Source organism: Proteobacteria bacterium CG1_02_64_396, assembly GCA_001872725.1.
Taxonomy (GTDB): Bacteria; Pseudomonadota; MNWR01; order CG1-02-64-396; family CG1-02-64-396; genus CG1-02-64-396.
Genome location: MNWR01000062.1, coordinates 1 through 18,887, shown reverse-complemented (window position 1 = coordinate 18,887; position 18,887 = coordinate 1). Strand labels below are relative to the sequence as shown.

The following is an 18,887-nucleotide window of genomic DNA, read 5'->3' as shown; positions in this document are numbered from 1 at the left end:
CCCGGAGGACCGGGCTCCTACACCCCTGTTGAGCGGCTGGTTCACAAAGGCATGACGGCGCTTTTCCCCCTCGCCCCCTCAGGGGGAAAGGGTCGGGGTGAGGGGGCGGCCGCGCGGGCGAAGGTATCGATCTTGGGGACTTCGTCCCGCGTGGCGACGTGGCTGACGTTGGCGCGATATTGCCCCCCTGCACCCCCCCTGCACCCCCCCTCACCCTAACCTTCTCCCCAAGTTTGGAGAGAGGGGATTCAAGGATGAACCCATGACGACCCCCGTTATTTCCGCCAAGGGGATGACCCGCCGCTTCGGCAATTTCGTCGCGGTCGACGCCGTCGACCTGCACGTCGCCCCCGGCGAGGTCTTCGGCCTGCTTGGCGCCAACGGGGCGGGCAAGACCACCTCGATCCGCATGCTCTGCGGCCTGCTCCCCGCAAGCTCCGGCGATTTGCAGGTGGCGGGGGTCGACATCAACCGCCACCCCCGCCGCGCCCGCGCCCGCATTGGCTACATGGCCCAGCGCTTTTCCCTCTACACCGAGCTGAGTGTGCGGGAAAACCTGGAGTTGCAAGCGGGGCTCTACGCCCTGAGTCGTACCCAGGGGCGCGAGCGCATTGCCTGGGCGCTCGACCATCTGCACCTAGCCAAGGCCGAAGGGCAGATGGCCGGGAATCTGCCGCTGGGCTACCGCCAGCGTCTGTCGCTCGCCGCCGCCCTGCTCCACCAGCCCCAGGTTCTCTTTCTCGACGAGCCAACATCGGGGGTCGATCCCCTGGCGCGGCAACGCTTCTGGGAGTTGATCTACGACTTTGCCGCCGCCGGGATGGGGGTGCTGGTTACCACCCATTACATGGATGAGGCCCGCTTTTGCGACCGGCTGGCGCTGATGCACCGGGGCCGCATTGTGATCGAGGGACGCTTCGAGGAGGTCGCCGCCCACCCCCTGCCGACCCCGCTGATCGAGTTGCACACCAGCGAACCCCGCCGCGCTCTGGCCGCCTTGCTGGCCATACCCCAGGTGATCGAGGCGATTCCCAAGGTGGGGGGGGTGAAGGTGCGGCTGCGTGAGGGGTGCGATCCGGTTGAGTGCACGACCCAGGCGGTGGCGGCCTTGCGAGGGGCGGGGATCGATTGCTCGGGGGGTGGGGGGGTGGCTGCTGATCTGGAGGACCTCTTCGTCTCCATCATGGAAGGGGATGAATCGTGATCCTGAACCCCCGGCGCATCGCCGCCGTCGCCAACAAAGAGTGGCGCCACATGCTGCGCGACAGCCGCTCCCTGGCGCTGATCATCATCATGCCGGTGATGCTGCTGTTCTTTTTCGGCTACGCCATCAGCCTCGATCTGAAGGATGCACCCATCGGGGTGGTGATCGAGGATGGGGATCAGGTCAGCCGCGATTTGGCAGCCCGCCTGGAGGGGGCCAAGACCTTCGAGGTGGCCCGTTATCCGTCGCGTCAAGATCTGGAAGCGGCGATGCACAGTGAAAAGCTCTGGGCCGGAGTGATCGTCCCCCACAACTTCGCCCGCGATCTGCAAAACGGTCATGCCCAGGTGCAACTGCTGCTCGACGGCAACGACGCCAACACCGCCCGGCTGCTGCGCCAGTTTGTCGAGCTACTCCTCACAAGTTATGCCGCCGAGGTGGCGCCTGCCGCCGCCATCGATCTGCGCCCCCGGGTCTGGTTCAACGAGGCGGCCGATTCCCGTACCGCGATCCTGCCGGGGACCATCGTGTTGGTGATGGCGGTGATCGGGGCGCTGATGACCAGCCTGACGGTCGCCCGCGAGAAGGAGCAGGGAACCCTTGATCTGCTGCGCACCACCCCTCTGACCCGGGTGGAGTTCGTGGCGGGCAAGCTGGTCCCCTATTTCGTCATCGGCATGGTCGACGTGGCGATTGCGGTGGCGGCCACCGTCTGGCTCTTCGATGTGCCGCTGCGCGGCTCGTTTGCCGGATTGATCTCGGTTTCGGCCATCTTCATGGTGGTGGTGATGTTGCAGGGGTTGCTGATCTCCATCGTTACCGGGCAGCAGATGGCGGCGGCCGAGGTGGCACTGGTCTCGACCTTCCTCCCCGCCTTTTTGCTCTCGGGGTTCATCTTCGCCATCGCCAACATGCCCAAGGTGTTGCAGTGGCTCACCGTGATTTTGCCACCCCGGCACTTCGTCACCCTGACCAAGGCGATCTTCCTCAAGGGGCTCTCGCCGTTGGCTCTGTGGTGGGAGACCGCCATGTTGGCGGGGTTGGGGCTGGTGTTGCTGCTGGCGGTGCTCAAGCAGGCCAAGCGGTTGGGGCTGGCGGGGTGAGGGGGAGATGAGGTCGCAACGAACTGGCCTAGGTTTAGGAGCGGCTCTTGCCTCCCAATCGCCCGCCCTTCGACAGGCTCAGGGTGAGCGCCAATGGGCTCCTACAAGAATCTCAACCGGTCATCTCGGGTGTGGGAGCCCGGTCCTCTGGGCGATTTCGGAGCCGGGGACCGTGCGCTATTCACCCAAGGGACCAGGGGATCAAACCTCGGCTCGGGGGCGAGCCTCCAGCGTCTCTTACCCGGTGCGAGGACAGGCCGCCCTCGGCGCGATCGGGGGAGGGCGTCCATGCTGATCAGCCTGCGCCGCATCTCGGCCCTGATGGCCAAGGAATTCAAACAACTTCTTCGCGACCCGAAGATGCGCTTCTTCGTGGTCATTCCCCCCATTTTGCAAATGATCGTCTTCGGCTTCGCAGCCACCTTTGATGTCAACGATGCCGATGTGGCGGTGGTCGATCGGGCGGGGAGTTCGCTCACCCGAGACCTGATCGCCGCCATGGGCGCCACCGACCGTTTCCACCCCCAGAGCTTCGATGCGCTGGGGCTGGCCGCCGTCGCCCTGGATGGCGGCTCTGTTCGGGCCATCGTGCAATTCCCCCCCGACTTTGAAACCAGCCGTCAGGTGCACATCGTGGTCGACGGCTCCGATGCCAACTCGGCGCAAATGATTTTGGGGGAGCTGATCAACATCTTCAGTCAAAGCGTCTCGCGTGGAATGACCCCACCCCTCACGGTGCAGGAGCGGGCTTGGTACAACCCCAACCTGAGCGACCGCTGGTTTTTCATCCCCGGCATCATCGCCAACGTCGTCACCATCGCCACCCTGCTGCTGACCGCCATGACGGTGGTGCGCGAACGGGAGCTGGGGACGCTGGAGCGGCTGCAGGTCACCCCGATCTCGGGGCTGGAGCTGATCGTGGCCAAGTTGGTGCCGGTGGCGGCGGTGGGGCTGTTCGACGTGGGGTTGGTGACCTGGATCGGCATCGAGGGCTTCGGCGTCCCCTTTAGGGGGCAGCCGCTGGCGCTGTTGATTGGATCCGTCCTCTTTTTGGTCAGTACGTTGGGGCTGGGGCTGCTGATTTCGAGTTATTCCCAGACCCAGCAGCAGGCGATGATCTCGGCGGTTTTTATCGTGATGCCGCTGGTGATCTTTTCTGGGTTCGCTTTTCCGATCAGGAACATGCCCGATTGGATTCAGGCGCTTTCGCTGCTCGATCCACTGCGCTATTTCTTGGTGGTGATCCGCGACGTCTTCCTCAAGGGGGGCGACATCGTCCACCTATTGCCCGAGTTTGGGGCGATGGCCCTGCTCGGGGTGGTGGCGATGGGGATCAGCGCCTGGCGGATGCGGTAGCAAGGATGTTCGGCGACAAGGTCGCCTCCTACCGCTGTTTGCCGCGCACCGTCTCGATCACCGCCGAAAAGTCATCATCCCCCAGCCCCATCGCCTTGGCCCGCTTGAAGCTTTCGTTGACCGCTGCGGTGGTCGGCATCGGCTGGTCATGCTCCTCGGCCAGTTCCAGCGCCAGGCGCAGATCTTTTTGCATGTGCTTGAGCGGAAAATTCGGGGCGAAGTTGCCTGCCGTCAGCAGCGGACCCTTGAGCCGGAACATCGGGTTGCTCATCGCCCCCGAATCGAGCACATCCAGTAGCCCGGCCGTCTCAAGCCCCGTCGCTTGGGCGAAGGCAAGCCCTTCGCTCAGCGCCGCCATCATCCCCCCCATGACCAGGTTGGCGGCCAGCTTCATCCGCGCCCCCTGACCCGCCTGCCCCAGGAACAGGCTCTTGGAGCCGAGTACCTCGAACAGGGGGGCGGCGTCGGCAAACAGGGTGCGGTCGCCCGCCGCCAGAATCACCAAGGTGCCGTCCTGTGCCGGTTTTTTGCTGCCCGAAACCGGTGCCTCCAAGAAACGTCCCCCCGCCTCCTCGAAGAGCTCGGCAATGTACTCGCAGGTGTCGGGATCGACGGTCGACATGTCGATGTACCCCTTGCCCGGCTCCAGCCCCTCCAACACCCCGTCTTCGCCCATCACCACCTCAAGGGCGGCGGCGGGGTCGGCCAGCATGGCGATGGTGATGTCGCAATGGGCGATCACCGCCTTGGGGTTTTTACCCTGCTTGGCCCCCAGGGCGACCAGGGGGGCGCAGCGCTCGGGGGTGCGGTTCCAGACGGTGACCTTGAAGCCACCCTTGACGAGATTGGCGGCCATCGCCTGGCCCATGATGCCGAGGCCGAGAAAACCGATTTTGAGATTGGACATGAGTCACTCCGGCGGGAGGAAAAGTAAAAGGCGCCTCGTGCGAAGCTGCGAAGAAAACCCAGGAAGAGGTTTTGGCTTTTTGCCGTTTTTAGCCCGGATTTTTCATAAATTTGCCCGATGATCGCGTAGGAGCTTGTCGATAGTGATGAAAAATTCGGGTTAGCGCCTTTCGCGTGCTTCGCGTGAGCCGGTTTTTTGGGGTTCACCCCAGTGGATCGACCCCGATTCCCCCCAGCGCCAGCACCGCCCGCCACTCCTCGGGACGAACCGGTTGAACCGACAAGCGGCTCCCCTTGCGGGCCACCATCATGTCGGTCAGGGCGGGGTGACCCTTGATTTGGTTTAGGGTCACCGGGGTTGGCAATTGCGCCACGAAGGCGACGTCGACCATGTACCACACCGGTTTTTCTGCGCTGGCGCGGGGATCGAAGTATTTCGATTCGGGGTTCCAGGCGGTGAAGTCGGGGTAGCCGCTGCGGGCCACCTGGGCGATCCCCACCACCGCCGGTTCTTTGATGCGGCTGTGGTAGAACAAAACCCCGTCCCCCTCGTGAATGTCGTCGCGCAGCATGTTGCAGGCTTGGTAGTTGCGCACCCCGTCCCAGTGCTCGTGCCCCATCACGCGCAGGTCGTCCAGCGAAAAGGCGTCGGGCTCGCTTTTGAATAACCAATAGTTGCGGCTCATTGGGGGTATTCCTCCTCCTCGCTGGCCTGGATGATCGCCTCGCCCACCCCGGCGATTTCGGCCGCAGCCAGGAGCGCTTGATTCAGTTCAGTCACCAGTTGCTCTTGAAGCGCTGTGGATTGAATCGGCAGGCCGGACTGCGCCTCTTGCAGGTAAAAGACGTCGATGGCCCGGGCGCCGTAGGTGGCGATCTTGGCGGTGGTGATTTGCAGTCCCAGCCCCGAGATGACATGGGTGATGGTGTAGAGCAGACCTGGGAAGTCGTGGGTCTGCACCTCGCACAGGGTGTGCTCTTCGGACGTTTCGAAATCGAGGGTGATGTGCTGGCGCACCTTGAAGGGGGAGCCCTGCCCCTTTTTGATGCCTTGAGTCGGGGTGGGGAGTTTGACCTCTTTGCCGGTCAAGGCCGCTTCAAGATCGCGGCGTACCTTATCGAGCCGGTTCAAACGCACGATGGGTCCGCCGGTGGCGGCGTCGACCACGTCGATGCTGTTGAAGGCGTGCCCCGTCTTCAAGGTATGGACATGGGCCTGGATGATCGAGATGTCGTGGCTGGCCAGTACCTGGCAAAGCTTGGCCAGTAGCCCGGCGAAGTCGGCGCTGTAGCACCACAGCTCGGTGACCTCTTCCCGGTCGCGCTGCACGAAATGAACCGTGATCTCTTTTTCGAGGCGCCCCAGCAAAAACGACATGTGTTCGACAATCCGGCTGGCGGTGTAATGCAACATGTAGGGGGCTGTGAAGCGCTTGAGGTAGTGGTTGACCTGGCTGCGCAAAAATCCCCGTTGCACCGCCGCGTCGGCAACCAGACGCCGTTTGTCTTCGGCCCGTTTTTCGGTGTCGAGCAGATCGGCCACCCCCCGATTAAGCGCCTCGTTGGTGAAGTCGTAGAGGTTGCGCAGCAGCTGAGCCTTCCAGGAGGTCCAAGCCTTGGGGCTGACGGCGCGGATGTCGGCCACCGTCACCAGCAGCAGCAGACTGAGCCGCTGCGGGTGCTCCACCTGCTGGGCCAGCTCCACCACCGTTTGCGGGTCGTCGATGTCGCGCCGCTGGGCGGTGTGGGCCATGAGTAGATGGTTGCGCACCAGCCAGGCGACCGTCTCGCGCCCCTCTTTATCGAGCCCCATACGCTGGCAAACCTTGCGGGCGATGGCCGCCCCCTTGATCGAGTGATCGCCCCCCCGGCCTTTGGCGATGTCGTGGAAGAGCACCGCCAGATAGAGGATTTCGGGCCGCTCCAGGGCCGCCATGATCCGGCTGGAATAGGGCAATTCTTGGGTCAGCTGCCCCATTCGGATGTGGCGCAGCTGCTCCACCGCCAGGATGGTGTGTTCGTCGACCGTGAAGGCGTGGTAGCCGTCGTGTTGGGTTAGGCAGACGATGCGGGCGAACTCAGGGATGAAGCGGCCCAGAAAACGGGCCCGGTTCATCGCTTGCAGGGTGCGGGCGACCCAGCGTTCTCCCTTGAGAATCTCAAGAAATAGCCGGTTGTTACCGGGATCGAGCTGCACCCGGCGGTCAACGAAGGGGAGCGCTGCGATGATCTGGCGGTGCAGATCGGCGTGTAGGGGGAGCATTTCGATCTGCATCCAGCGAAACGCCTGCATGATCCACAGCGGTTCTTCGATGGGACATAAGGCAGGTTGGCGCAGATTGACCCTCTGCCCCACCACGCAAAAGAGGTTGTCGAGCACGCGGTTGGTGGTGTCGGGGTGGGCCTGCTGTTCGAAATATTCGATAAAGACGTCGGTTAGATGGTGAATGCGGGTGATATGGAAGAAATACCGGCGCATCAAGCGGCTGACCGCGCTTTGCCGGGGCGAATTTTTAAAGCCAAGCAGTTCGGCGACCAGCGGCTGCACCTGCAAACTCAGGCGATCCTCGGCCCGTCCGGTGACGAAATGCAGCGCCGAGCGCACTTGCCACAAAAAGTCCCGGCTTTCGATGAAGGTGCGGTACTCCTCTTCGCTGAACACCCCCCGTCCAATCAGGAACTTCACCAATGGCACCCGGTGAATGTATTTGCTGATCCACCACACGGTGTGGATGTCGCGCAGCCCTCCCGGTCCCTCTTTGATGTTGGGTTCATTGATGTACAGCGCCTTGTCGAAGCGGCGGAAGCGGTCGATCCGCTCCTCTATTTTGGCCTGCGGAAAGGCGAAATCGTCGGGGTGGATCGTCTCTGAAAAGGTGGCGAAGAAACGGTCGTAGAGGGGCTGGGGACCGGTGAGATAGCGGGTTTCGAGCAGGGCGGTGAAGGTTTGGATCTCCTCCTGCGCCGCGACCAGACACTCGGGGATGGTCCGCACTGCATGCCCTACCTTGAGCTTCAAATCCCACAGCAAATACAGCAGCCCCTGCACCACCTGCTCGATGGTCGGGGTGATCGCCTCGGGGACGAGGAAGAGCAGGTCGATGTCGCTCATCGGGTTGAGCTCGGCCCGTCCGTAGCCGCCGGTCGCCACCAGGGTCATCTGCGAGGCAGCCTCGCAGACCCCCTCGGGGTTACAGGTGCGCTCGATGTGGTGAAACAGGGCGATGACCAGTCCGTCGATCAGCCAGGTAGTCCCTTTAACCCCGACCCGCCCGTTGGCCCCCTGGGTCAGGCGGCGGCGGATCTCATCCTTGCCCGCTTTGAGGGTCGATTGGGCCAGTTTCAATACCTGGGTGCGGGCGGTCAGGCGATCCGATTCGCTGGGGCCGGTTGCGTGTTCAAGGGTCCGCAGGGCGGCATCGAAGGCATCGCGGTCGAAAATGGTGTTGCGAAAACGCAGCGATTTCATGGGCATCCTTGGGGAGGCCGAACGGTCGAGCCAATGGCGACCGAAAAGGGGGCGGGTGGAATGGGCAGCTAACCAAGGGGAATTCGTTGCCGAGAAGGTATCGGTTTGGCGCTGGCGACGGGTATGATAACGGCCTTTTTCGAAGGCGGCGACGGTCGCCCCGAACCGGTTTTTCTAGGAGGCTTGCCCATGTCGCGGACTTGGAACGGGGTTTGCTTTTGGGTGTTTGTCACCAGGAGGTGGCGGTTAAGTCTTCGTGGTCGGGCAGTGCAGGCCACCCATCCGTCGGACTGGAAACAAATCATGTTGAAAAAAACCACAACCATCTTGCTATTCAGCGCCCTCTTGGGCGGCGCCCCCCTCGTCGGGGTGGCCGCCGAGGGGACGGGCGCTCCGAATACGGCTCAGGAGCCGGTGGTTTTGCCCGAGTCCTTCACCTTTGAAGATGCGGTCGACGCCTACCACTTCATTGAATTTGAAGAGGCGATCCCGATGTTCAAGGGGTTGATCGCCCGGGGCGACCACGTGGCCGAGTCCAACCGCTATTTGGGGATCATTGCCTATCAAGAGGGGCGGACCGAAGAGGCGTTGAACTACTTCGATCAGGCGTTTGGTTTGAATCCCGATGATCGTGAAGGATTGCAATGGTGGTGTGAGGCCATGGAACGGTTGGGCCGTTTAGAGGAGACCCATGGGTTCCTTCGGGCCTACTTGGACCGTCATCCCGACGATATCGAGATTGCCGGTTTGCTCGCCATCAATTACGGCAAGACCCGTGATAAAGCCGATGCCCGCCACATCTGGGAGGCCGTGCTCGATTCCCCCTATGCCGAGTACTACGACATCGCCCGCGCCCATTACCACTTGGCTCTTTTGGCCTGGCGAGACGGTGATGAGCTTGAGGTGCGGCGCAATCTGCAGGCGATCTTGGCTGACCCCGATGCCTTCTTGGCCCGTGCTTTGCGCTTCAAGACGGCGGTCGACCAGCGCTGGCCGGCCCTGCGGGCCTCTTTGGCCGAAGGGCTGAGTTACAACAACAACATCACCCTGATCAACGATGTCCCTGGGGTGGTGTTGCTCAAAGGGTATTCGTGGATTACCCGCTTTGGCGCGAGCAGTCGGATGATTCCGGTCCCCGATGGGGGGCTGCGCATCGGCTACAACTTCTACCAGGAGTTGTATCGCAACCACGCCGCCCAGCGGGTCGACGATCACGCCTTGAATCTCGATTGGGATTTGGGAACGAGTAGTTTCCGCTTGATGTACAACCACTTCCGTTACGGCGGGACCAAGCTGCTCGACGCCTATCAAATCGATTACGGGCGTGATGTCGACTGGGGTGTCTGGGGTGGTTCATTAACCCGTGAGATCTATTCCACCTTCAGCTCGTTTAATACCTACGATGCCGCCCTATTTGCCCGCAGCGCTGGGGAGTACGACACCGCGATTTGGGAGCTTGGGGGTAGCGCCACCTACCGGCACCGTAGTTTGAAGGCCGAACGCTACTACGAGGGGAGCCTGTATGGGTTCGGGGCGATGCCCCTACCGGCCGAGATCGATATGAGCCTGATCCTCGATGGACGTTTTCGTCAGTACCTGACCGCCAGCACCCTCAATTCGGGGATCAAACGGCAGGACCGGCGATTGAGGGCCAAGCTTGCTGTCGAACGGCCCTTGGTGACCGACCTGTGGGGGATCAATCAGGGCAGTGTCTATGCCCATGTGGAGTGGCGGCGCAATGTGAGCACCTTAAGCACACGCAGTTACTCAAACCAACAGTATGAACTGGGCCTGCGGATTCGGTTTTGAGCATGAAGGCCTGGGAGGATCAAGCGATGAACATCGTCATGAATGCAGTGCTAAAACGGTTGTTTCTGACCATCGCGATGGTCGGGATCGGCAGCGCCGTATGGGCAGCCCCCCTCGTGGTGGGCAAGGTGGAGTTGGTGCGGGGTGAGGTCGAGGTTCAGCATCCCGAGAACGCCTTGTGGGCCACGGTCAGCGACGACGAGCCGGTTTTTTCGGGCGATCGCTTCCGCACCGGGCGTAAGGCGCGTCTGAAACTGGTGATGGTCGACCGCTCAATCCTCTTTGTGGGGCAGCGGGCCGAGATCGATCTATCCCGTTATCAGGTCAATCAAACCGGTCAGGTTACCGATACCCACCTCAACCTGATCCTCGGCCAGGCCCGGATCATCGTGAACAAGGTGCGCGATCCCAACGCCAAGTACGAGATCGAAACCCCGACCGCGGTTGCCGGGGTGCGCGGTACCGACATCCTTTCGTCGGTGGAGGATGTTCAAGGGACCCACGTCTCGACCTTCGGCTTGCTCAGCGGTCGTCTTGAGGTTCGAGGAAAGGGTGAGCACGAGGCCAGTAGCGTGATGATCGGCGCCAACGAATTCACCATGGTCGGGGAACACGATGCCCCTCTGGCAGCCCGCATGATGTCGCCCGAGATGTTCGACCAATTCCGTGAAGAGATCGAAATCGGTCATGATCGGGATCGTCGCGACGAGGGCGGAGAGATTCGTGAAGGCGGGGAAGGGTACGAGCACGACGAGTTTGAAGGGGGCCACGGCGACGATGGTGAAGGCGGAGACCGGGGCGGTGACCGGGGCGGCGATCATGGGGACCACCATGACGACGGTGGCGACTCCGGCAAGGGTAAGAAAGGCGACCATGGCGACCACGAACAAGGAGGCGATAGCCACTTCGAGCGCAGTCACGACAGCAGTGATCATGCCGAGCAGGCCCACGAGGACGACGAGGATCGTCATGAGCTCGAAGAGCTGCAAAAGTACGGATTTGATCCCGATTGAGCGGTTTGTTGGCTTCACGGGGCCCGGATTTTCCGGGCCCCTTTCCATTCAAGGGTAGAACCCAATGGCCGTGATGCGCAGCGTGTCGCTCCAGATCGTGGCCCCCGTTTTGGGGGCCATCGCCGTGGTGGCGGTGATTCCGGCGCTGGTCTTGGCTTGGATGATCCAAGGGGTCATCGATGAGGAGGACCGCGCCCATTTGGCGAGCCTCTCGGACGGCTTGACCCAATGGATCGATGAAGAGGAGTCCTTCGACCGGCGGGCGGCGCTGCTGTTGGCCCGCACCCAATCGGTGCAAGAGAGCAAAATCTGGCTCGAATTTGGGATGAACGTCGCCTTGAGCGACCAATCGCAAGGGCGTAGCCAGCGATATGTTGCCTCCACCGACGGCATTACCCGCATCACCGAGGTCCCCCTGGCCAACGGTAGCACCAAGGTCTACCACATTGAGCGAACCCTCGACGCCAGCAAATTGATGGACCTGGGGCAAATCCTCGGCGCACCAGTGGCCATGTTCGATGCCCAGGGTGCCCTGCTCTGGTCGACCGCCCCTTTTCCCGACCAGGTGCCGGAGCAATACCGCCAACTTCCCGACCGGGAGGTCCGCATCGATTTGGGGGGGCGCGAGGGGGAGGATCAAAAGCTGTGGTATCAACTGGGGGATGCCGGGTACCTCGCGGTGCTGCATTCCCGGGGGGCGCTACGGGATGCCCGGACTTTGATCGAACAGACCATTGAGATGATCGCCGCCCTTGCCCTGTTCACCATTGGGCTGCTGCTCTTCTTCCTACGTTGGCGGGTGTTCAAACCGCTCGGTCTGGTGACCAACTGCGCCCGCTATTGGGATGGTCCCTCCATTGCCAAATTGCCGGTGATGCGCAGCGACGAATTGGGGGATTTGGCCAAGGCGATGCGGCGCCAGTGGACCCACATTCAAATCAAGGAGGAGGAGCTCGCCGAGCGCAACACCAACCTGGCCAACCTCAACGCCGATCTGGCCGAGGCGACCCGGCAACTGGAGCGGATCGATCAGCTCAAGACCTACTTCTTGACCAATGTCAGCCACGAGCTGCGCACCCCCCTGACCTCCATCGTCGGTTTTGCCCGTTTACTCGAACGGCGCATTCAGGGCGACGACCTGCGCGACGCGGCGGGGATCATCGCCGCCGAGGGGGAGCGGTTGACCTTCATGATCAACGATTTGCTCGATCTGTCGCGCATCGAGGCGGGCAAGATGGAGTGGCGCTTCAACCCGCTGAACCTTCTGCCTTTGGTTCACGAGGTCGGCGCCCTACTGATGCCCCAGGCCCAAGACAAGGGGCTGATCCTTACCGCCGATGGAGCCCCCTGTTCCATCATGGCCGACCGGGATCGCATTAAGCAGGTGCTCATCAATCTGGCGGGCAATGCGGTCAAGTTCACCGAAACCGGCAAGGTCTGGATTCACGTCGCCCCCGAGGAGGGGGGGGGGGCGGTGGTCGAGGTCGGCGATACCGGTTCTGGGATCTCAGAGCTCGATCAGGAGCGGATCTTCCGCCGCTTCGAGCAGGGGGCCTCGAAAGAGGGCAAACCGCAAGGAACCGGCATTGGCCTGCATCTGATCCGCGAAATCGCCCACGCCCACGGCGCACGTATCGAGTTGAGCAGTCGCGAGGGGGAGGGGAGCCTGTTCAAGGTTCACCTGCCCGCGCACCCCCCCGAGGACGCAACCCCCCCAGCCATTGAGGTCTAGCCCGGTCCGGTTTGAACAAAAAGGTGCCCAACGAAGGCACCCATGGCCCGTTCCAGGCAATAAAAAGGAGATTCCATGAGCCAAAACCGACCCATCGTGGTGGTCGACGACGACCGCCACATCCAGCGTTTGATCGACATGACCCTGACCGGCGACGGTCGGACGGTGAAGCTGTTCACCAAGGCCGAGGCGGCCATCGAGTACCTGGGCAAGGAGGAGGCCGATTTGGTGATCCTCGATTTGATGTTGCCCGGCATGAGCGGTCTTGAGGCGTTGAGCATCCTCAAGCAGCGTTGGCCCGAAACCGAGGTCTTGATGATTACCGCCCACGGCTCGGTCCGCTCGGCGGTGGAGGCGCTTAAGGCGGGGGCCTTTGACTACGTCAACAAACCCTTCGACCCCGACGAGCTGTCGGCGTTGGTTGCGCGGGCGCTGGAACGGCATCAACTCAAGGACGAAAACGTCCACCTGAAGGACGAGGTGGCCGAGCTACGCAAACTGACCGGCATGATCGGCGGCTCCAGGGCCATGAAGCAGGTGCAGGAGCTGATCGCCATTGCCGCCGAGGTCGACGTCTCGGTGCTGATTTTGGGGGAATCGGGGGTCGGCAAAGAATTGGTCGCCCACGCCATTCACGATCTTGGCACCCAGTCCAAGGCCCCCTTTATTGCGGTCAACTGTGCCGCGATTCCCGAATCGATGTTGGAGGGGGAGCTCTTTGGTCACCGCAAGGGGGCCTTCACCGGCGCGGTCGAGGACCGCATGGGCAAGTTCGAGGCGGCGGGCAAGGGGACGATCTTCCTCGACGAGATCGGCGAGATGGATCCCGGCCTGCAGGCCAAACTGTTGCGGGTGCTCGAATCGCGCAAGGTGGTGCCGCTTGGCAGCCATGAAGAGATTGCGGTGCGGGCGCGGGTGGTGGCGGCCACCAATCAGGCGTTGGAGGCGGCGGTGGCCGAGGGGCGTTTCAGGGCCGATTTGTACTACCGCTTGAGCACCTTCCCCATTCTTGTGCCCCCCTTGCGGGAGCGGCGCGAAGACATCCCCGCCCTGGTCGAACAATTTGTCCGCCAGGCGGCCGAGCGTTTTCAGCGTCACCCTCCCGCCATCGATCCTCAGGCGATGCGCAAATTCGAAACCCTTGATTACCCCGGCAACATCCGCGAGCTGAAAAACCTGGTGGATCGGGCGGTATTGCTGGCGGGAAAGGGGACCCTTCTTCCCGGTCATGTGGCCGGCACATTGAACGACGAAGAGGGGGGTGCCGCCCCGAACGGAGGGTTGGGCTTTCCCCCCGAGCCAATCCCGCTTCGCGAGTTGGAAAAGCGGTACATCCTGCACATCTATCAACAGACAGGTGAAAACCAATCCCAGACGGCGCGGGTGTTGGGCATTGATCGCACCACCCTGATCAACAAGCTCAAACGGTACGAATCGGGGGAAGAATGATGAAAAACCCCACATCTGGGTGACCAAGGGCACGCTGATGTACTGTAAAGACACGTATGGGTGGTGTGGAATCAACGACTTATCGTCGGCAGTTGTTCCAAAAAATACGTTGGCATGGGTTTTGTTCATCGACAGGGCAGTAGGGCTGAATCGCTGTGAGTTGCGGCATTTTTTCCGCGCTCGCCCCCTCAACGTGGAGGAACCCATGAACGCTCATCGTAACGCACACAAATTCTCGGCTTTGGTGTTGGCTGCGGCTGTGGGCCTGCTGGCCGGATGCTCCATCGGGGGCGAGGGGAGCGAAGGAGGGGACGATGATGATGGGAAGGATCACGACAGCACGACCAGCGCTTCGGGGGTGAGTACTGGTACCACCACCGGTACCACCACCACCGTGGCTGCGACCACCTATACCACCACGGTGTTGGCGATGGACGCGTACAGTGCCACCGCAGTGAGCGCTGCGGTGGTTGCGCCTCATCTGGGGCTGCCGAGTGCCACGACGACCCTGGGCGGGGTGGTGACCTACGCCTACAACACCGCCATCGCACGTGCTCAAATCGACATTGGCAGCAACGCAACCACGACCACCACCGCAGGCGGCGTGGTGTACACCGCCGGCTACGTTCCCGAGACCATCGACTTTGCCCCCGCCCAAGGGGCGGTGCTGGCCAAAACCGAAACCGTCAATTTGGTGCGCAGCGGCGTGGGCGCTCTTCCGACCATTCCGGGGACGGCGACCGCCACCCTGACCGTGACGCCTCCCCTCAACAATCTGGGTGCGGCTGCAACGCATTTCTTTGCGGTGGCCAATACCAGCACAACGCTTGCCCCCAGTCGGGTTGAATTTTTCTTCACGGCCACCGGCACGATCACCCCTGTCGCATACATCTACGATTACCGGGGTTCTTTGTTCGCTGGAGGGGCCATTGGGGTGACTGTTCCCACCTTCTTGGGCGGGGTTGGCGGCGCCCTGTTGACCTTCCCCTTCGCGACCGGTACGAGCTACGACGTCACGGTGGTGGGTAAAGATGCGGTCGGGGCGATCATCGCCTACTCGGCTCCGGTGACGGTGGTTTGGTAAACAGAAATCTGACGAGAAAACGAGGATCGCGATGCGCTTGAGCAAATGGGTGGTGGTGGCAGGTGCCTCCTTGTTGTTGGCTGGATGCCTGAGCAACTACAACAAAATCACCAATGGCGCGGTCCCTTGGTTTGGTCCGGCGACGACCCAGATTACCGGGCATGTCTATGTTGGGGCGACGACTGCGGGGGCGATGATCCCGCTGCAGGGGACCAAGGTTCAGGTGTTTGAGATCAACGCCAAAGACGGACAGACCCTGGCCACCGAATCGGGTCATGCCTTCACCGACCCCTACGGCGCTTTCACTATCAATCTGACCTCGCCGGTTCAACGCCCCATGGTGGTGCGCACCTTGGAGCCCGGTAACGTGAACGGGGTGAGCACCGGGGTGACTGCGGCGACCTATACCGACACCGATGCCGGGATCACCGTCGATCTGACCGCCAACCACATGCAGGGGGTCAGCTACAATGTTCAGACCAACGCCAATGTCTTCTATTCAGGTCTGACGGCGGCGGTGCCTCCCGGCTCGGCCGATGGCAGCGGCCATGTGACGGTCTACCTGACCCCGCTGACCACCCTGGCCTCCCGCTACGCCTACGGTCGTTTGCAGGCCAGCCCCAAGGAGCTCTATCCCACGGTTGAGGTGGGACAGGGTAATTACAATGCCTCGGTGTGGGCGTTCGGCGCTGCTGCGGTGAAAAGCGCAACCAATGCGGCGGGGATGCAGATCCCGTTTGCGAATCCCGCAACCGATGCTGGCTACAACAACTGGATGGTCAATTTCACGAACTGGGCCAAGGGGTTTGCGTTGACACCGGTAACCGATCCCTTTGCGGGGATGAACCCCAGCATGCACATCATGGCGGCCACCACCTGTTTGGCGATCGATGCCGAGGATGGGACGATGGATGGTGCCAAATGGGGCTGGACGATGACGACGGGGACATGGAGCCATCCGGTGGTGAGTTCACCAGTGCAGTTGCAGCTCCTCGATGCGGTAGGCACCACGGTAGCCACTTATACCGCCCCCAATCCCGGTGCAGCGCCGGTGTTGACGGCGCTGGGCACCATGGCCGGATTCACCGCACCGCAACCCGGGGGCGCCATCCAATTGTTGGGCTGGTACGAACAGGGAACCGGGGAGCGTTACTTCGTCGACATCGAACGGGCCGAGAAGCAGCAGAAGCCGGTCGACGCCACCACTGGTGCCAGCGGCGGCGGTTACGACGACTGATTCAATCAAGATCGCTTTGAATCCAATCACATAAAGGGAGCCACCCATGAACATCAAAACCGTGTTGGGCAGCATCGCAATGGCCGCCGCCGTGGCTGCCAACGCTTGGGCGATCTCCCCCGGCGACACCGCCCCCACCTTCGATTTGCCCGGGATCGACCAGTCCTCGGTCAACCTCGAAAACCTCAGGGGCAAGGTGGTGATCCTCGATTTCTGGGGCTCCTGGTGCGGCCCTTGTAAGGAGTCGTTCCCGGTGTTCTCCCAGCTCAATCGGGAGCTAACCGCCAAGGGTGTGGTGATGGTGGCGATCAACAACGACACCAACATCGACAAGGCCCGTAAGTTCTTGGAGCAGGTCGGCGGGGTCTCCTTCCAGGTGATTGCCGATCCCAAGCACACCATGGCCAAGGAGTACGGGGTCAAGGTGATGCCGACGACCTTGGTGATCGATCAGGCGGGGGTGGTTCGTTTCGTTCACGAGGGGTACCACGAGGGCGAGGACGATGTGTTGCGGCAAGAGGTTGGCAGTCTGTTGGGTCAATAACCGAGTTTCGACGGTTCATTTTCATACGAGGCACGGCAAGCGATGCGAATCATTCCAACGACTCTGGTGTTGGCCGGGGTTTTGGTAGGGGCGACGGGCTGCGATCTGCTGACTCGCGTGATGCCCTACGAGCGCGAAATTTTGGCGCAACCCCAAATGCAATTTGGTCAGTCGCCCCAGCGGGGCGCCTTTGAAAATCACACCTTCGAATCCCGGGAAGGGGCCGCCGGCGGTATCGGCGAAGAGGGAGGGGGCTGCGGATGCAACTGATCCCGATGACTTTTGCCCGCTCTTGGATGCTGGCAGGTGTCGCCGTCCTGGCGATGAGTGGCGTGGCGCAGGCTGCGGTGGCCGAAGGGGAGCGATTCGAAGAGGCCTCTTTCTTCATCTACTCCGACAACCACGGCAACGACATCTATACCCCGAAGATCTCGATCACTCAGCCCTACGCCGAGTCCTCCTCGCTGAATTTGGGTTTAACCATCGATGCCATCACCGCCGCTTCGCGGCATGTGGACCGCTTTGCCAATACCCGCATCGATACCCTTTCGGGTGCCTCGGGCGGCGGCGAGCAAGAGGGTCCTGACGAAGTCAGGTACAACCCGACCATCCAGCTGACCCATGGTCTTCAAGGACCCATCGGCGATGGCGGAGACATCACCTACGGCGTGTCGTACTCCAAAGAGCTCGACTATGTGGCCCGCACCGTCAATGCCGGCCTAACCTGGGATTTCAATCTGCACAACACCACACTGGGCGTATCGGCGGTGATCGGTCGCGACTACTGGACCCCCTCCATCGGCTACTACAAGGGCAAGGGCAACCGGGCGCGGAACAACGATTCGTACACCGTCGACCTGACCCAGGTGATCGACGATGAGACCATCGCCCAGTTGGTCTGGAATCATCGCAACATGAACGGTTACTTGGCCGATCCCTATTACCTGATTTACCTGTTCCCCACCGCCGGTAGTGCGGTGAACAACATTTATCAGCCGCTCAACAACACTTGGAGCGACACCCAGCAGTGGCGTTTCGAGCAGATGCCTGGTACCCGCTCCCGCGATGCCTACGCCATTCAGGTGGCCCGTCATCTGCCTTGGGATGCGGCGCTGCATGTTGCCTACCGCTACTACACCGACGATTGGGGGCTAACCAGTCATACGGTCGATTCCCACCTGTACCAGCCGGTGGGCGAGTCCGACATGATGGAATTCCGCTTGCGCTACATGACGCAAAAAGCGGTCGATTTCTGGGTACAAGGGTTGTCGGTTCCGGCCAATTCCACGACCGTGACCCCCACGGGACTGCCCCAGTACTACACCGGGGACGACAAGTTAGGCGCCCTGACCGCCATCCGGTTTGGCCTCCACTACACCTGGGGTTTCACCGCCGAAACGCCGAGTGAGCCGGATCGTGGTTTCGTCTGGGAGGACACCTCCTGGTTCGATTGGAGCACCGGTGTGGTCGACTCGATCTCGGTTGGGTACGAATACCAGCAGCAGACCGATCCGCAGAAGAACGACATCTACTCCGGATATCAGATGCACCAGCTCAACATTACCGGCGTCTTCAAGTTCTGATCCCGGTTCTTGGCACCAACAAAAAAGCCCGGCCACTTGGCCGGGCTTTTTTGTTGGATCGCCCCTTACCGGACCGCTTGTGCGTTTGCCGCCCTGTGGGGTGGACCCCACTCCTTGGACAGTTTGGGGGCGAAAATTTGTAAACGGTTAGTGGCGGTGGGTGGTTCCGCCGTGGGTTTGATGGACCTGTTCTGGGGTCTTGCCGCCGAGGGCACTGTGGGGGCGCTCGGTGTTGTAAAACCGGAAGTAGCGGTCGAGCCCCTGGTGCAGCGCCACCCCATCGGCATGGTCGTACAGGTAGATCTCTTCGTACTTCACCGTGCGCCACAAACGTTCGATGAAGACGTTGTCCAGCGCCCGGCCCCGTCCGTCCATGCTGATGAGAATCTGTTGTTCCA

Annotated in this window: 15 protein-coding genes and 1 pseudogene; 12 read left to right on the top strand and 4 right to left on the bottom strand. The window is 61.7% G+C overall.

Annotation, left to right across the window (positions count from 1 at the left end; genetic code table 11):
• Nucleotides 1-262: 262 nt before the first annotated feature.
• The 3 genes from AUJ55_07265 (at nt 263) to AUJ55_07255 (ending at nt 3,663) form a co-directional block, all read left to right on the top strand.
• Nucleotides 263-1,204 (top strand): hypothetical protein, encoded by a 942-nt coding sequence (locus AUJ55_07265; GenBank protein OIO57068.1) that lies wholly within the window; start codon nt 263-265, stop codon nt 1,202-1,204.
• Nucleotides 1,205-1,254: 50 nt separating this feature from the next.
• A complete protein-coding gene (locus AUJ55_07260; GenBank protein OIO57079.1) occupies nt 1,255-2,307 on the top strand; it encodes a hypothetical protein in 1,053 nt (350 codons plus the stop codon).
• Between the two features lie 300 nt (nt 2,308-2,607).
• Nucleotides 2,608-3,663: a hypothetical protein gene (locus AUJ55_07255; GenBank protein OIO57078.1), complete on the top strand. Its 1,056-nt coding sequence runs from the start codon at nt 2,608-2,610 to the stop codon at nt 3,661-3,663.
• 28 nt (nt 3,664-3,691) lie between these two features.
• Here AUJ55_07255 and AUJ55_07250 read toward each other — a convergent pair whose 3' ends face one another.
• From AUJ55_07250 to AUJ55_07240, 3 genes are all read right to left on the bottom strand, one after another.
• A complete protein-coding gene (locus AUJ55_07250; GenBank protein OIO57067.1) occupies nt 3,692-4,570 on the bottom strand; it encodes a 3-hydroxyisobutyrate dehydrogenase in 879 nt (292 codons plus the stop codon).
• Between the two features lie 202 nt (nt 4,571-4,772).
• Nucleotides 4,773-5,255 carry an EVE domain-containing protein gene (locus AUJ55_07245; GenBank protein OIO57066.1) on the bottom strand — a complete coding sequence of 161 codons (483 nt, stop codon included), beginning with the start codon at nt 5,253-5,255 and terminating at the stop codon, nt 4,773-4,775.
• The gene (locus AUJ55_07240; GenBank protein ID OIO57065.1) at nt 5,252-8,038 is read right to left on the bottom strand and encodes a [protein-PII] uridylyltransferase; all 2,787 of its coding nucleotides are present in this window, start codon (nt 8,036-8,038) and stop codon (nt 5,252-5,254) included. The genes AUJ55_07245 and AUJ55_07240 overlap by 4 nt, the downstream gene beginning before the upstream one ends.
• 267 nt (nt 8,039-8,305) lie before the next feature.
• On the opposite strand from AUJ55_07240, the gene AUJ55_07235 reads away from it, so the two are divergent.
• The 9 genes from AUJ55_07235 (at nt 8,306) to AUJ55_07195 (ending at nt 18,489) form a co-directional block, all read left to right on the top strand.
• Entirely contained in the window at nt 8,306-9,847 is a 1,542-nt protein-coding gene (locus AUJ55_07235; protein ID OIO57064.1) for a hypothetical protein, read from the top strand.
• A 2-nt stretch (nt 9,848-9,849) separates the two neighbouring features.
• Complete coding sequence (locus tag AUJ55_07230) at nt 9,850-10,860, top strand: hypothetical protein (protein OIO57063.1); 1,011 nt, start codon at nt 9,850-9,852, stop codon at nt 10,858-10,860.
• Nucleotides 10,861-10,924: 64 nt separating this feature from the next.
• Nucleotides 10,925-12,592: a hypothetical protein gene (locus tag AUJ55_07225; GenBank protein ID OIO57062.1), complete on the top strand. Its 1,668-nt coding sequence runs from the start codon at nt 10,925-10,927 to the stop codon at nt 12,590-12,592.
• Between the two features lie 75 nt (nt 12,593-12,667).
• On the top strand, nt 12,668-14,041 hold the full coding sequence (locus AUJ55_07220) for a hypothetical protein (GenBank protein ID OIO57061.1): 1,374 nt from the start codon (nt 12,668-12,670) through the stop codon (nt 14,039-14,041).
• A 205-nt stretch (nt 14,042-14,246) separates the two neighbouring features.
• The gene (locus AUJ55_07215) at nt 14,247-15,125 is read left to right on the top strand and encodes a hypothetical protein (GenBank protein OIO57060.1); all 879 of its coding nucleotides are present in this window, start codon (nt 14,247-14,249) and stop codon (nt 15,123-15,125) included.
• Between the two features lie 31 nt (nt 15,126-15,156).
• Nucleotides 15,157-16,362: a hypothetical protein gene (locus AUJ55_07210; protein OIO57059.1), complete on the top strand. Its 1,206-nt coding sequence runs from the start codon at nt 15,157-15,159 to the stop codon at nt 16,360-16,362.
• A 46-nt stretch (nt 16,363-16,408) separates the two neighbouring features.
• On the top strand, nt 16,409-16,906 hold the full coding sequence (locus AUJ55_07205; protein OIO57058.1) for a hypothetical protein: 498 nt from the start codon (nt 16,409-16,411) through the stop codon (nt 16,904-16,906).
• Between the two features lie 42 nt (nt 16,907-16,948).
• Nucleotides 16,949-17,176: a hypothetical protein gene (locus AUJ55_07200; GenBank protein ID OIO57057.1), complete on the top strand. Its 228-nt coding sequence runs from the start codon at nt 16,949-16,951 to the stop codon at nt 17,174-17,176.
• A complete protein-coding gene (locus AUJ55_07195) occupies nt 17,167-18,489 on the top strand; it encodes a hypothetical protein (protein OIO57056.1) in 1,323 nt (440 codons plus the stop codon). The genes AUJ55_07200 and AUJ55_07195 overlap by 10 nt, the downstream gene beginning before the upstream one ends.
• A 147-nt stretch (nt 18,490-18,636) precedes the next feature.
• Here the strand turns inward: AUJ55_07195 and AUJ55_07190 are convergent.
• Nucleotides 18,637-18,887 (bottom strand): annotated as a pseudogene (locus AUJ55_07190) (hypothetical protein).

What these genes read in the sequence shown, in the direction of transcription:
- AUJ55_07240 (OIO57065.1), bottom strand. Translation starts at nt 8,038, where the DNA reads ATGAAATCGCTGCGTTTTCGCAACACCATTTTCGACCGCGATGCCTTC.
- AUJ55_07200 (OIO57057.1), top strand. Translation starts at nt 16,949, where the DNA reads ATGCGAATCATTCCAACGACTCTGGTGTTGGCCGGGGTTTTGGTAGGG.
- AUJ55_07245 (OIO57066.1), bottom strand. Translation starts at nt 5,255, where the DNA reads ATGAGCCGCAACTATTGGTTATTCAAAAGCGAGCCCGACGCCTTTTCG.
- AUJ55_07225 (OIO57062.1), top strand. Translation starts at nt 10,925, where the DNA reads ATGGCCGTGATGCGCAGCGTGTCGCTCCAGATCGTGGCCCCCGTTTTG.
- AUJ55_07260 (OIO57079.1), top strand. Translation starts at nt 1,255, where the DNA reads ATGCTGCGCGACAGCCGCTCCCTGGCGCTGATCATCATCATGCCGGTG.
- AUJ55_07265 (OIO57068.1), top strand. Translation starts at nt 263, where the DNA reads ATGACGACCCCCGTTATTTCCGCCAAGGGGATGACCCGCCGCTTCGGC.
- AUJ55_07210 (OIO57059.1), top strand. Translation starts at nt 15,157, where the DNA reads ATGCGCTTGAGCAAATGGGTGGTGGTGGCAGGTGCCTCCTTGTTGTTG.
- AUJ55_07220 (OIO57061.1), top strand. Translation starts at nt 12,668, where the DNA reads ATGAGCCAAAACCGACCCATCGTGGTGGTCGACGACGACCGCCACATC.
- AUJ55_07205 (OIO57058.1), top strand. Translation starts at nt 16,409, where the DNA reads ATGAACATCAAAACCGTGTTGGGCAGCATCGCAATGGCCGCCGCCGTG.
- AUJ55_07195 (OIO57056.1), top strand. Translation starts at nt 17,167, where the DNA reads ATGCAACTGATCCCGATGACTTTTGCCCGCTCTTGGATGCTGGCAGGT.
- AUJ55_07250 (OIO57067.1), bottom strand. Translation starts at nt 4,570, where the DNA reads ATGTCCAATCTCAAAATCGGTTTTCTCGGCCTCGGCATCATGGGCCAG.
- AUJ55_07230 (OIO57063.1), top strand. Translation starts at nt 9,850, where the DNA reads ATGAAGGCCTGGGAGGATCAAGCGATGAACATCGTCATGAATGCAGTG.
- AUJ55_07215 (OIO57060.1), top strand. Translation starts at nt 14,247, where the DNA reads ATGAACGCTCATCGTAACGCACACAAATTCTCGGCTTTGGTGTTGGCT.